13 protein-coding genes are annotated in these 12,612 nt (G+C 64.3%); 12 read left to right on the top strand and 1 reads right to left on the bottom strand.

Annotated features, from left to right (window positions below):
• Positions 1-36: 36 nt before the first annotated feature.
• From XW59_RS14975 to XW59_RS15010, 8 genes are all read left to right on the top strand, one after another.
• The gene (locus XW59_RS14975; protein ID WP_047146270.1) at positions 37-1,140 is read left to right on the top strand and encodes an ABC transporter ATP-binding protein; all 1,104 of its coding nucleotides are present in this window, start codon (positions 37-39) and stop codon (positions 1,138-1,140) included.
• A gap of 50 nt (positions 1,141-1,190) precedes the next feature.
• Positions 1,191-1,415 carry a twin-arginine translocase TatA/TatE family subunit gene (locus XW59_RS14980; protein WP_047146269.1) on the top strand — a complete coding sequence of 75 codons (225 nt, stop codon included), beginning with the start codon at positions 1,191-1,193 and terminating at the stop codon, positions 1,413-1,415.
• A 56-nt stretch (positions 1,416-1,471) separates the two neighbouring features.
• On the top strand, positions 1,472-2,113 hold the full coding sequence (tatB, locus tag XW59_RS14985; protein ID WP_047146268.1) for a Sec-independent protein translocase protein TatB: 642 nt from the start codon (positions 1,472-1,474) through the stop codon (positions 2,111-2,113).
• Entirely contained in the window at positions 2,110-2,988 is an 879-nt protein-coding gene (tatC, locus tag XW59_RS14990; RefSeq protein WP_047146267.1) for a twin-arginine translocase subunit TatC, read from the top strand. Before tatB ends, tatC begins: the two co-directional genes overlap by 4 nt.
• 68 nt (positions 2,989-3,056) lie before the next feature.
• Complete coding sequence (gene serS / locus XW59_RS14995) at positions 3,057-4,361, top strand: serine--tRNA ligase (RefSeq protein ID WP_047146266.1); 1,305 nt, start codon at positions 3,057-3,059, stop codon at positions 4,359-4,361.
• 9 nt (positions 4,362-4,370) lie between these two features.
• Positions 4,371-5,129: a 5'/3'-nucleotidase SurE gene (gene surE / locus XW59_RS15000; RefSeq protein WP_047146265.1), complete on the top strand. Its 759-nt coding sequence runs from the start codon at positions 4,371-4,373 to the stop codon at positions 5,127-5,129.
• Positions 5,126-5,779 carry a protein-L-isoaspartate(D-aspartate) O-methyltransferase gene (locus tag XW59_RS15005; protein ID WP_047146264.1) on the top strand — a complete coding sequence of 218 codons (654 nt, stop codon included), beginning with the start codon at positions 5,126-5,128 and terminating at the stop codon, positions 5,777-5,779. Before surE ends, XW59_RS15005 begins: the two co-directional genes overlap by 4 nt.
• Positions 5,780-5,942: 163 nt before the next feature.
• The gene (locus XW59_RS15010; protein WP_348639320.1) at positions 5,943-7,265 is read left to right on the top strand and encodes a peptidoglycan DD-metalloendopeptidase family protein; all 1,323 of its coding nucleotides are present in this window, start codon (positions 5,943-5,945) and stop codon (positions 7,263-7,265) included.
• A gap of 97 nt (positions 7,266-7,362) precedes the next feature.
• Here the strand turns inward: XW59_RS15010 and XW59_RS15015 are convergent, their stop codons facing one another.
• Positions 7,363-8,241: an ATP-binding protein gene (locus XW59_RS15015; protein WP_047146262.1), complete on the bottom strand. Its 879-nt coding sequence runs from the start codon at positions 8,239-8,241 to the stop codon at positions 7,363-7,365.
• A gap of 177 nt (positions 8,242-8,418) precedes the next feature.
• Between XW59_RS15015 and yajC the strand changes: the two genes are divergently transcribed.
• Genes yajC through XW59_RS15035 form a run of 4 tightly spaced genes read left to right on the top strand, consistent with a single transcriptional unit; the run spans position 8,419 to position 12,612 of the window.
• Positions 8,419-8,757 carry a preprotein translocase subunit YajC gene (gene yajC, locus XW59_RS15020; protein ID WP_047146261.1) on the top strand — a complete coding sequence of 113 codons (339 nt, stop codon included), beginning with the start codon at positions 8,419-8,421 and terminating at the stop codon, positions 8,755-8,757.
• A 51-nt stretch (positions 8,758-8,808) separates the two neighbouring features.
• Positions 8,809-11,370 (top strand): protein translocase subunit SecDF, encoded by a 2,562-nt coding sequence (gene secDF / locus XW59_RS15025; RefSeq protein ID WP_047146260.1) that lies wholly within the window; start codon positions 8,809-8,811, stop codon positions 11,368-11,370.
• Positions 11,371-11,379: 9 nt separating this feature from the next.
• Positions 11,380-11,769: an Mth938-like domain-containing protein gene (locus XW59_RS15030; RefSeq protein WP_047146259.1), complete on the top strand. Its 390-nt coding sequence runs from the start codon at positions 11,380-11,382 to the stop codon at positions 11,767-11,769.
• Between the two features lie 3 nt (positions 11,770-11,772).
• Entirely contained in the window at positions 11,773-12,612 is an 840-nt protein-coding gene (locus XW59_RS15035; protein ID WP_047146258.1) for a phytoene/squalene synthase family protein, read from the top strand.

Below are 12,612 nucleotides of genomic sequence, written 5' to 3' on the forward strand. Positions count from 1 at the left end.
TGGAGCCCTGGGCTCCGATCCTGAGGTTTGGGTGCGATGGCGGGTGAGACGAAGAACGGGACGCGGGTGACGGCGGGCGTCACATTCGCGGCGCGGCTCGCCTTCGAACGCATCAGTCATGAATTCTCGCCCAGCGCCGTGACCTTGCGCGACGTCTCGCTTTCCGCCGAACCGGGCGAGGTGCTGTGCCTCCTGGGACCGTCGGGCTCCGGCAAGACGACGCTCCTGCGGATCGCCGCCGGCATCGAGCCGCAGACGCGCGGCAGGGTGCTGCTCAACGATCGGGAAATCGCCGGCCCGTCGGTGTTCCTGCCGCCCGAGCAGCGGTCGATCGGCCTGGTCTTCCAGGATTTCGCGCTGTTTCCGCATCTGACGATACTGGACAATGTCCGCTTCGGCCTCACCGCGCTTTCGCGCGAGGAAGCCAGGAAGGAAGCGATAATCTCGCTGGGGCGGGTGGGGCTGGAAAGCTACGCCAACGCCTATCCGCACGTCCTTTCCGGCGGCGAGCAGCAGCGCGTCGCGTTGGCGCGCGCGATCGCGCCGCGCCCGGCTGTGCTTCTGATGGACGAACCCTTTTCCGGCCTCGACTCGCGCCTCAAGGACAGCGTGAGGGCCGAAACCCTCGCCATTCTGCGCCAAAGCCGCGCAACCGCCATAGTTGTCACCCATGATGCGGAAGAGGCGATGCGCATGGGCGACCGCATAGCCCTGCTCAAGGATGGCGGGCTGGTGCAGGTGGGCACGGCGGAGGAGCTTTATCAGCGCCCGGCCGATCTTTTTGCGGCAGGATTTTTCTCGGAATTGAATATTTTCGATTCCCGTGCGTTTGAAGGAGCGGTAGATACTCCCGTCGGCCGGTTTGCGGCACCGCATCTGGCGGAGGGCGCGAAAGCTTCGGTGGCGCTTCGCCTGTCGGCCTTCGACGTGTCGGACAAGGACGGCGAGGTGCCCGCTCGTGTGGTCTCGCGCCACTATCTGGGAGTGGTCGAACTGCTGGAGCTTGCCGTTCCGGGAGCCGACAAGCCGGTGCGGGCGCGCGTGAGGTGCGGCGCTTTGTCCGGAACGGATCGTGACATCTGGCTCACGGTCAGAAAGTCTGATGTGCTTGTGTTTGAAAGAACAGGCGAAAGCGCATAAATCAATCGGGTCCTTCGCGGGACTTGGGAAACATTCGAAAGAGAGTGATCATGGGTAGCTTCTCAATCTGGCACTGGCTCATCGTCCTGGTGGTCGTGCTGTTGCTGTTCGGCCGTGGCAAGATCCCCGAGCTGATGGGCGACATGGCCAAGGGCATCAAGAGCTTCAAGAAGGGCATGGCCGACGAGGACGAGGCGGAAAACGCCAAGACCGTCGAGCATCGCACCGACGAAACGGTCGCATCCTCCAAGGAAAAGGCCAGCAAGACCTCGTAACGTGCGGGGGCTTCCTTTTTCCCGCGCCAAATCGATTGCTGACCGGATAAAGAGCGATGTTCGAAATCGGCTGGACTGAGATGCTCGTGATCGCGATCGTCATGATCGTGGTCGTGGGCCCGAAAGACTTGCCCAAGATGCTGCGCACCTTCGGCAAAATGACGTCGAAGATGAGGTCGATGGCGGGTGATTTCCGCAAGCAGTTCGATGAGGCGATGAAGGAAGCCGAGCTCGACGACCTGAAGAACCTGGCGGACGACGCGCGAAAGCTCAACCCCGCCAGTGAGATCAGGAAGGCGCTTAATCCGATGGAGAAGGCAGCCGCCGACGTGCGCGCGGGTCTCGACGCGGCGATGAAGCCGAACAAGGCGGCGCCGGGCGAGCCTGCCTCCGAGGTCGCGCAAGCCGCCGAACCGCTCAAGGCCGGCGCGGCTGCCATGCCGGGCGCGGACGAGGCGGCGAAAGCTGCGTCGGGCAACGGTGCCGCGCCGACGACCTCGGCCCAGGCTGCCGCCAGGGGCAAGGCCGCTTCCACGGCCAAGGCTGCGTCCGTCGCCAAACCGGGCGCTTCGGCGAAGACGCCCAAATCCGCTGGCGCCGCCGCGAAGCCTGTCAAGGCGACGGCCGCGAAGCCCGCGGCGAAGAAGACGGCCGCTGCCAAACCGGGCAAGGCGAAATCAGGCGGGGCTGCCAAGTGACCACCGAAGACGACGAAATCGACAAGTCTTCAGCGCCTCTGATCGAGCATCTGATCGAGTTGCGGTCCCGGCTGATCTGGTCGCTGGGCGGCTTCTTCGTGGCCTTCCTGGTATGCTTTTTCTTCGCCAAGCATCTCTTCAACCTCCTAGTGCTGCCGTTCCAATGGGCGACGCGCTGGGCGGGGCTCGACGCTTCCAAGGTAGATCTCATCTACACGGCGCCGCAGGAATTCTTCTTCACGCAGATCAAGATCGGCATGTTCGGCGGCCTGGTCCTGGCCTTCCCGCTGATCGCGGCGCAGATCTACAAATTCGTGGCTCCCGGCCTCTACAAGAACGAGCGCGCGGCCTTCCGGCCGTTTCTCATCGCGTCGCCGGTGCTCTTCCTCATCGGCGCGGCGCTCGTCTATTTCTTCTTCACCCCCATGGTGATGTGGTTCTTCCTGTCGATGCAGCAGGTGGGGCCGGAAAACGAAATCCAGATATCGCTCCTGCCGCGCGTCTCCGAGTATCTCGGGCTAATCATGACGCTGATCTTCTCCTTCGGCCTGGTGTTCCAGTTGCCGGTGGTGACGACGCTGATGGCCCGTGTGGGGCTGCTTTCTTCCGAGGCGCTGATCGACAAGCGCAAATGGGCGATCGTTCTCGCCTTCGTGGTGGCGGCGATCCTGACGCCGCCCGACCCGGTCAGCCAGATCGGCCTTGCGGTTCCGACCATCATTCTCTACGAGGTCTCCATCTGGCTTGCACGCAGAGTCGAACGTCAGCGCAAGGAAGATCAGGCAGCTAGGGACGAGCAGGAGGCCGGAACGGCCGAAGCGGCGCAAGCCGAGGCGTCCGAGGCCGACAAGGCAGAGCAACCTTCCGCGTCCTGATCTCCGGCAATGTGTCGACGTCGCGTGGGGCCGGTCTAACTTGTCGCCCGCGTTCGGATACCTGACCCATGCTTGACATCAAATGGATTCGCGAGAACCCCCAGGCCCTCATCAATGCGCTCGAGAAGCGCGGCCAGTCGGCATTGGCGGCGCAGTCCTCGGTCAACGACCTGATCGCGCTGGATGAATCGCGCCGCGCGCATCTCGGCAGGCTTCAGGAAGCGCAGGAGCGCCGCAACGCCGCCTCCAAGGAGATCGGCAACGCGATGCGCGCCGGCGATTCCGCGCTGGCCGAAAAGCTGAAAGCCGAGGTCAACGAGATCAAGGGCTTCATCCAGTCCGGCGAGGCGACCGAGCGGGAGCTCGACAAGAAGCTGGAAGACGCGCTCGCCGTCGTTCCGAACCTTCCCTTGCCGGACGTGCCGGTCGGCGCGGACGAGAACGACAATGTCGAGGTCCGCAAGGTTGGCGCGGTCAAGCAGCGGACCAACTGGACTCGCGAGCATTTCGAGATTGGCGAACTGCTCGGCATGATGGATTTCGAGCGCGCCGCGAAACTTTCGGGCGCGCGCTTCACCGTGCTCAAGGGCAAGCTCGCGCGGCTCGAGCGCGCGCTTGGCCAGTTCATGCTCGACCTTCACGTCACCGAGCACGGCTATACCGAGGTGCAGCCGCCGCTGATGGTGCGCGACGAGGCGCTGTTCGGCACCAACCAATTGCCGAAATTCGAGGAGGATCTGTTCTTCACGCCGCATTCGGGCGGGCGTCTGGGCCTGATCCCGACGGCCGAGGTGCCGCTGACCAATCTGGTGCGCGAGGAGATCGTGGCGGCCGAGAAGCTGCCGCTGCGCTTTACCGCGCTCACGCCCTGCTTCCGTTCGGAGGCCGGCTCGGCGGGGCGCGACACGCGCGGCATGCTGCGTCAGCACCAGTTCTACAAGGTGGAGATGGTCTCGATCACCGATCAGGACTCCTCGATTGCCGAGCACGAGCGCATGACGCAATGCGCCGAGGAGGTGCTGAAACGCCTCGGCCTGCCGTTCCGCACGGTCGTGCTGTGCACCGGAGACATGGGGTTCGGCGCGCGCAAGACCTACGACATCGAGGTCTGGTTACCGGGCCAGAACACCTATCGCGAGATTTCGTCCTGCTCGGTCTGCGGCGACTTCCAGGCCCGCCGCATGGATGCCCGCTACCGTCCCGAAGGCGGCAAGGGCACGGCCTTCGTCCACACGCTCAACGGCTCGGGCGTCGCCGTCGGGCGCGCCCTCATCGCCGTGATGGAGAATTATCAGAACGAGGACGGCTCCATTACCATTCCTGAAGTTTTGCGCCCTTACATGGGCGGTCTGGAAAAGATCGAAGCGAATTGAGGCTGTAAATTGCGCATATTGCTCACCAACGACGACGGCGTGCATGCCGAAGGGCTGGCCGTGCTCGAACGCATCGCCCGCAAGCTCTCCGACGATGTGTGGGTGGTGGCGCCTGAAACCGACCAATCCGGTTTCGCCCATTCGCTTTCGCTGTCGACGCCGCTGCGCATGCGCAAGGTGCGCGACAAGCACTACGCCGTGCGCGGCACGCCGACCGACTGCGTCATCATGGGCGTGCGCCATCTGATGCCGGAGCCGCCGGACCTGATTCTTTCCGGCGTCAATTCCGGCTCCAACGTTGCCGACGACGTCACCTATTCGGGCACGATCGCCGGCGCGATGGAGGGCACGCTTCTCGGCATCCGCTCGATCGCGCTGAGCCAGGGCTATTCGGTGACCGAGGAGGGCCGCGCGGTGCTTTGGGAAACCTCGGAGCGGCACGCGCCGGCGCTGCTCGAAAAGCTGGTCAGGCTGCCCCTGCCCGAAAACGTCTTCCTCAACGTCAATTTCCCCAACTGCTCGGCCGACGAGGTCAAGGGCGCTACGGTGACCAGTCAGGGCAAGCTGGTGCACGGCCTCTGGCTCGACGAACGCAAGGACGGGCGCGGCTTTCCCTATTACTGGCTTCGTTTTGGCCGCGAGCCGGCGGAGGTGCGCGACGGTACGGACCTTGCCGCGATCCGCGCCGATCATATTTCGGTGACGCCACTGCACATGGACCTCACCGCCCATGCGCTGAAGGACATGATCGCCAAGGCGCTTGCATGAACGTCGACGACGGAGATCGTGAAAGGATCGCGGCCTTCCTTCTGCGCATGCGATCTTCCGGCCTGAGCGCGCGCGATCTTCTGACCGCGATCGAGGCCACCCCGCGTCGCAATTTCGTTCCCGGCCAGTGGCATGCCGATGCATGGTCCGATCGCATGGTGCCCATCGCATGCGGCGAGACGATCGAGGGCATCGACCTGCAGGCGAGGGCGCTCGCGGCGCTCGAACTGCAGCCCGGCCTGCGGGTTCTGGAGGTCGGCACCGGCTCTGGCTACACGGCGGCGCTCATGGCGCAGCTCGCCGGGCGCGTGCTGACGGTCGACCGCTACAAATCCCTCGTCGAGCAGGCCAAGCAGCGCTTCGAGGCGCTCGGCCTGACGAATGTGATCGCACGGCAGGCCGACGGCTCCAACGGCTTGCCGGCGGAGGGGCCTTTCGATCGCATCATCGTGTGGGCTTCGTTCGAAAGCCTGCCGCGCGGTTTCGTCGACCAGCTTTCCACCGGCGGCGTGATGGTCGCTCCGATCGGCCCGGCCGAAGGCGTGCAGACCTTCGCGAAGCTGAGCAAGCTCGGCAGCCGTTTCGAGCGCGAAGACGTGGCGGAGGTGCGTTTGCAGCCGCTCGTGCCAAGCCTGGCGGCCGCGCTCTGAGCGCCCTTTATTCAGTTTTTACGAGATATTTCGCGGTTTTAACCGACCGGTAACATTAACGCGCTTTAATCGGTGCCAGTAGGTACTGGGTATTGCGGGTAGTGTCATGCGGTTCGGTATTTCAGACAAAAACCAGCGTAAGCTTTTGCAAGGAGCGGCGCTCTTGCTCGTCGGAGGTATTTCGGCGGGTTGCAGCTCCGACGTAACCCGTTTCCAGGACTCCCTCCTCACGGGTTCGACGCAGGCGCAGGCCTCTCAGCCTGCCGGCGGCTATGTCGATAGCACCTACACCGGTTCGATCCGTCCCAATGTGATGGCGAAGAACGGCGCGCCGATCCCGAGCGCCGACGTTCAGAGCGGTCCCTACGGGCAGCCGGGGCAGATGGTCGCTTCCGCTCCCTCATACCCCAGCCAGTATCCGAGTCAGCCGGCAGTTTCCTCGCAGGTTTCCTCCGGCTCCGCGCTCGCTCCCGTACAGCGTTCCAATCTCGATTCTCCGTCGGCCAACTCGCAGACGATGGCGCAGTTGCCGCCGCCGCAGCAGCCCGCGCCGCGGTCCGCCGATGCCGGATGGTCGAACACGGCATCCGGTTCGGTGGGCAATGCGCCGCAGACTGCACCGCAGACCGCCAATGCGCAGCAGCCGTCGCTTCCCGCCAATCAGCCAATTCCCGGCCAGGCGCCGGATCGTCTCGCGGTGCTGCCGCAGCAGCCGAAACTCAAGGAGGCCGCCACCGGCCAGCAGACGGCGAGCCCGGCCACGCCCGCCAATGCAGGCAGCGCCGGAGGCAGCTATACGGTCGTTGCCGGCGACACGCTCAACGGCATCGCCAGGAAGAATGGCGTCAGCGCCGAAGCGCTCAAGAGCGCGAACGGCCTCTCGAGCGGCCTGATCCGTATCGGCCAGACGCTGACGATTCCGTCGTCGGGCGGCAACGCTTCGGTCCAGCTTGCAAGCGCGCCGGCGGCGAAGCCCGAGGTGAAGACGACGGCCTCGACGCCCAGCGAGACACCCAAGCCTCAGGTCGCCGCATACACGCCTCCCGCCTCCAAGGTGATCGAGAGCGTGAAGGAGGAAACGGCGGGCGTCGCCGCGCCCGATGCGACCGGCATCAGCCGGATGCGCTGGCCGGTGCGAGGCAGGGTGATCGCGCCGTTCGGCGGTGGTTCCGGCAAGGCCAATGACGGCATCGACATAGCCGTGCCGGCGGGCACGCCCATCAAGGCCGCGGAAAACGGCGTCGTCATCTATGCCGGCGACGGGCTGAAGGAGTTCGGCAACACGGTCCTCGTGCGCCACGAGGACGGCCTGGTCACTGTCTACGGCCACGCCAGCGAGATCAACGTCAAGCGCGGCGAGAAGGTTCGCCGTGGACAGGACATCGGACGTACCGGCATGACCGGATCGGCGGACACGCCGAAGCTGCATTTCGAGGTTCGCAAGGATTCGACGCCGGTCGATCCTATCGGCTTCCTCGAAGGCTAGCAGCCTCAGGGACAAAGAAGAAAGTTCCGCGGACCGAAGTGTATTCAGTACGGTTCGCCAGCTCGCCCGCCTCCTTACGGAGGCGGGCTTTCTGTTTTCAGGCCGAAGCCTTCAGCGGCTGGCCCAGCCTTCCGGCGAGATCCTGGACGAACTGCCAGGCGACGCGGCCGGAGCGGCTACCGCGGGTCGTTGACCATTCGAGTGCGTCGCGACGCAATTCCTCCGGATCGATCTTCAATTCATGGTGGCGCACATAGCCGTCGATCATGTCGAGATACTCGTCCTGCGAGCATTTATGGAAACCGAGCCAGAGGCCGAAACGGTCCGACAGCGACACTTTTTCCTCCACCGCCTCGGACGGGTTGATCGCGGTCGAGCGCTCGTTGTCGATCATGTCGCGCGGCAGGAGATGACGCCGGTTCGATGTGGCAAAGAAAATGACGTTTTCCGGCCGTCCCTCGACGCCTCCTTCCAGCGCCGCCTTGAGCGATTTGTAGGAAGTGTCGTCATGATCGAAGGAGAGGTCGTCGCAGAACAGGATGAAGCGGTATTCCGAGGCCTTCAGGATCGCCATGAGCCGAGGCAGCGTGTCGATGTCCTCGCGATGGATCTCGATCAGCTTGAGCGGGGTCTGCTTTCTTGTGTGGTTGATGGTTGCGTGAACGGCCTTGACCAGCGAGGACTTGCCCATGCCGCGCGCGCCCCAGAGCAGGGCATTGTTGGCCGGAAGCCCGTCGGCGAAGCGTTGCGTGTTGTCGAGGAGAATGTCGCGAACGCGGTCCACGCCCCTGATGAGCTCGATCTCGACGCGGTTCACCTTGGCGACCGGCTCCAGCAGGCCCTTTTCGGCGGACCAGACGAAACAGTCGGCCGCCGAGATGTCGGTGGGCTCAATCGTCGCAGGCCCGAGCCGCGAGATCGCCTCGATCAGGCTGTCGAGCTTCTTGTTCAGGATTTCCAGCGATTCTTGCTTCATTTGACGAGACATTCTCTGATTTTCTTGAAGTCCATCGCTCTACCATGCGTTTTCCAGGCGGAAAAGCAGCGAGCCTTGGTCCAAGCGCGGTTGCATTGGCGGTGTTAGGGATTATATTCCGGCCAACTTAAAACGGGGCCGGTCAGCCGGCCTTTTCGCACTTTTCAGGAGTTTCCAATGTTTGTCACACCGGCATATGCGCAGGCGGGCGCGGGCGGCGCCCCGGACATTTTCATCAGCATTTTGCCCTTCGTCCTGATCTTCGTTATCATGTACTTCCTCATCATCCGGCCGCAGCGCCAGCAGATGAAGAAGCGCGGCGAGATGCTGGCGGCCATTCGCCGGGGCGATACGGTGGTGACGGGCGGCGGCCTGATCGGCAAGGTGACCAAGGTCACCGACGATGAGGTTGAAGTCGATCTCGGCGGTGGCAATAAGGTTACCTCGATCCGCTCGATGATCACCGATGTGCGCGTGAAGGGCGAACCCGTGGCGAACCAAAACGCCAAGAAGTAACCGCAATCGTGGCGCAAGCCACGATGCTTCCGCCTGACCATACGAGGCAACATGCTCTACTTTTCGCGCTGGAAGACGGTATCGATCTGGCTGGTCGTCCTGCTGGGCGTAATTTATTCGATTCCGAACCTGTTTTCGCAATCGACGCTGGATGCGCTGCCGAACTGGCTGCCGAAACAGCAGATGACGCTGGGCCTCGATCTGCAGGGCGGCTCGCACATCCTGCTCCAGGTCGACCGCCAGGACCTGATCAACGAGCGTCTCGCCTCCACGCGCGATGATATCCGGACGATGCTCCGCGACGCCAGGGTGGGCTATACCGGCCTGTCCGGCTCGGGGCGCGCCGTCCAGGTACGGGTGCGCGACGCGAGCGCGATCGAGGCGGCGCGAACCGCGCTTCAGCCTTTGACGCAGCCGGTTTCGGCCGGCCTTTTCGGAACCGGCACGGTCACCGAATTGAGCTTGGCCGAGCCGGAGCCCGGCCTCTTCCGCTTCACGCTGACCGACGAGGGCATCAACTACCGGGTGAGCTCGGCGGTCACGCAGTCGATCGAGGTGGTCGGCCGGCGCGTCAACGAACTCGGCACCACCGAGCCGATCATCCAGCGCCAGGGCGCGGACCGCGTTCTCGTCCAGGTGCCGGGCCTGCAGGATCCGCAGCGCCTCAAGGACATTCTCGGCCAGACGGCCAAGCTGACCTTCCAGATGGTCGATCAGTCGGTGCCCGTGCAGGAAGCGATCGAAGGCCGTCCGCCCGCCGGCAGCACGGTGATGTATTCGACCGACGATCCGCCGGTGCCCTACCTGATCGAGAGCCGGGTGATCGTTTCCGGCGAGAATCTCGTCGACGCGCAGGCGACGTTCGACCAGCGTACCAACGAGCCGGTGGTTTCCTTCCGCTTCGACAACCAGGGCGCCTCGCGCTTCGGCCAGGCGACGCAGCAGAATGTCGGGCGTCTCTTCGCCATCATCCTCGACAACCAGGTGATCTCGGCGCCGCAGATCCGCGAGCCGATCCTCGGCGGCACGGGCCAGATTTCCGGCAATTTCACCGTACAGAGCGCCAATGATCTGGCGGTGCTCTTGCGCGCCGGCGCGCTGCCGGCCGATCTGACGATCGTCGAGGAACGCACGGTCGGCCCGAGCCTCGGCGCGGACTCGATCGAGGCCGGCAAGATCGCGTCGATGGTCGGCGCGGTCCTCGTCATCGTCACAATGCTCGTGGTCTACGGCAAGCTCGGGCTCATCGCCAATCTGGCGCTGGCCGCCAATGTGGGAATGATCGTCGCCGTGCTGACATTGCTCGGCGCGACGCTGACCTTGCCGGGCATCGCCGGTATCGTCCTGACGATGGGCATGGCCGTCGATTCCAACGTCATCATCTTCGAGCGCGTGCGCGAGGAGAGGTCGCAAGGGCGCTCGCTCGTCCAGTCGCTGGATTCAGGCTTCCAGCGGGCGCTCGCGACCGTGGTGGACGCGAACCTGACGACCTTCATCGTCGCGGTGATCCTGTTCTACATGGGAACGGGTCCGGTTCGCGGCTTCGCCATCACGCTCGGTATCGGCATCATCACCACCGTCTTCACCGCCTATACGCTCACCCGCTGGATGATCGCGTTCTGGCTGCGCCGGCAGAGGCCGACGGAATTTCCGGCCGGCCTGGTGAACTATCTGCCGCTGGAGCCGAAGATCGGCTTTATGAAGCTGCGCAATCTCGGCTTCGCGCTTTCCGGCGCCATCTCGATCGCCGTCGCCGCGATGTTCTTCGTGACCGACTTCAACTACGGCATCGACTTCAAGGGCGGCTCGCTCATCGAGGTCCAGGCCAAGGGACCGGAAGCCGATCCCGGGGACGTGCGCGCCCGGCTGAGCGACCTCAACCTCGGGGAAGTGCAGGTCCAGGAGATCGGCAACGATCGCGAGTTGATGATCCGCGTCCAGGGCCAGGAAGGCGGCGACAATGCCGAGCAGTCCGCCGTCGAGATCGTGCGCGGCGAGCTGGCCTCCGACTACGATTTCAGGCGGGTGGAAGTGGTCGGGCCGACGGTTTCCGGCGAACTCGCCAGGACCGGCACGATCGGCATCCTGCTCTCGATGGTGGCGATGCTGGTCTACATCTGGTTCCGCTTCGAGTGGCAATTCGGCATGGGGGCGATCGTCTCCACGGCCCACGACGTCATCGTCATCGTCGGCATCTACCTCCTGCTCGGGCTGGAATTCAACCTGCAGGCCATCGCGGCGATCCTCACGGTGGTGGGCTATTCGATCAACGACACCGTCGTCATCTACGACCGCATCCGCGAGAATTTGCGACGCTACAAGAAGATGCCGCTCGACCAGCTCATCGATTTGTCGCTGAACCAGACGCTGTCGCGCACCATCCTGACGGGTCTGACGACGCTGATGGCGCTGATCGCGCTCTACTTCTTCGGCGGCGAGGTGATTTCGTCCTTCGTCTTCGCGATCATCGTCGGCGTGTTCGTCGGCACCTATTCGTCGCTGTTCATCGCCGGGCCGATGCTCATCCTGTTCAAGCTGCGGCCCGACATGTTCGATACGGAGAAGGACAAGGAAGCGGCCGCCAAGCAGGTTGCGACGGCCGGCAAGGTCTAGCGGTTCGTCATGGGGCCGGGAATAATCATCCGCGAAGCGCATTTTCCCGGCCGCGCGCCCATCGACGCCTACGGCAATGGCGGCTTCCGCTTCGCCGACATGTCGCATCGCGGTTCCATCCTGTGCCTGCCTTCGGGCATCCACGGCTGGGAGCCGCGGGATGCGGCGGCGCTCGACGCCGGGGATTTCGGCAAGGTCATCGACGAGGCCAAGGACATCGATATCCTTCTCGTGGGCATGGGACCGGACCTGCGCCCGCTGTCCAGGGAACTGAGGGCGGCGTTGCGGGAGGCGGGCATCACCGCCGATCCGATGTCGACGGGCGCGGCGGTGCGCACCTATAACGTGCTCCTTGCCGAGGATCGCCTCGTCGCCGCCGCGCTGATCGCCGTCGAATAGGCGATGGGTGAACCCTCTTCACTGGCCGAGGCGGTGCGGCGCGACGATCCCGACCGCTATCTGTCCGCGCTTTATGCGCCTGAGGCGAGGCGCGAGGCGCTGTTTGCGCTCTATGCGTTCAACGTCGAGATCGCCTCGGTGCGCGATCGTATCCATGAGCCCTTGCCTGGTGAAATCCGGCTGCAATGGTGGCGCGACATACTCGCTGCCGGCAAAGGGGCTGCTGCCGGCCATCCGGTCGCCGAGGCGCTGTCCGGCGTGATCGAGCGCAGCCGCCTGCCGCTCGCGACATTCCAGAACTATCTCGATGCTCGGATTTTCGACCTCTACGATGACCCGATGCCGAGCCGGAACGACCTCGAGGGCTATTGCGGCGAGACGGCGTCGGCGATCATACAACTCGCCGCGCTGATCCTCGATCCCGAGGCTGCACCGGAATTCGCGGAGGCCGCCGGACATGCGGGCTGCGCTCAAGCGATGGCCGGCCTTCTGCGGCTGCTGCCGATGCATCGCGCCCGCGGGCAGTGTTTCATGCCCGAGGACATACTGGCCGCCGCCGGTACCTCGCGGGACGAGTTCGTCGCCGGAGAAAACCGCGACGCGGCGATGCGCGCGGTCGTTGCCTTGTCGGCGCTGGCCGGCGAACATCTGGCGCGCTTCGAAAAGGCGGCCAACGGAATGCCCGTCTCCCTGCGGCCCGCCTTCCTTCCCGCATCGCTCGCCGGAGCCTATCTCGCGCGGATTTCAGCGCGCGGCGTCGATCCATTGACCCAGATCGCCGACATTTCGCCACTGCGCCGGCATTGGACGCTGCTGCGCCGCGCGCTCCTCGGCTGGCGCTGA

This window comes from Aquamicrobium sp. LC103 (assembly GCF_001014615.2).
Lineage (GTDB): Bacteria > Pseudomonadota > Alphaproteobacteria > Rhizobiales > Rhizobiaceae > LBCQ02.

What these genes read in the sequence shown, in the direction of transcription:
- XW59_RS14975 (WP_047146270.1), top strand. Translation starts at nt 37, where the DNA reads ATGGCGGGTGAGACGAAGAACGGGACGCGGGTGACGGCGGGCGTCACA.
- serS (WP_047146266.1), top strand. Translation starts at nt 3,057, where the DNA reads ATGCTTGACATCAAATGGATTCGCGAGAACCCCCAGGCCCTCATCAAT.
- secDF (WP_047146260.1), top strand. Translation starts at nt 8,809, where the DNA reads ATGCTCTACTTTTCGCGCTGGAAGACGGTATCGATCTGGCTGGTCGTC.
- tatB (WP_047146268.1), top strand. Translation starts at nt 1,472, where the DNA reads ATGTTCGAAATCGGCTGGACTGAGATGCTCGTGATCGCGATCGTCATG.
- yajC (WP_047146261.1), top strand. Translation starts at nt 8,419, where the DNA reads ATGTTTGTCACACCGGCATATGCGCAGGCGGGCGCGGGCGGCGCCCCG.
- XW59_RS14980 (WP_047146269.1), top strand. Translation starts at nt 1,191, where the DNA reads ATGGGTAGCTTCTCAATCTGGCACTGGCTCATCGTCCTGGTGGTCGTG.
- XW59_RS15030 (WP_047146259.1), top strand. Translation starts at nt 11,380, where the DNA reads ATGGGGCCGGGAATAATCATCCGCGAAGCGCATTTTCCCGGCCGCGCG.
- XW59_RS15035 (WP_047146258.1), top strand. Translation starts at nt 11,773, where the DNA reads ATGGGTGAACCCTCTTCACTGGCCGAGGCGGTGCGGCGCGACGATCCC.
- XW59_RS15015 (WP_047146262.1), bottom strand. Translation starts at nt 8,241, where the DNA reads ATGAAGCAAGAATCGCTGGAAATCCTGAACAAGAAGCTCGACAGCCTG.
- XW59_RS15005 (WP_047146264.1), top strand. Translation starts at nt 5,126, where the DNA reads ATGAACGTCGACGACGGAGATCGTGAAAGGATCGCGGCCTTCCTTCTG.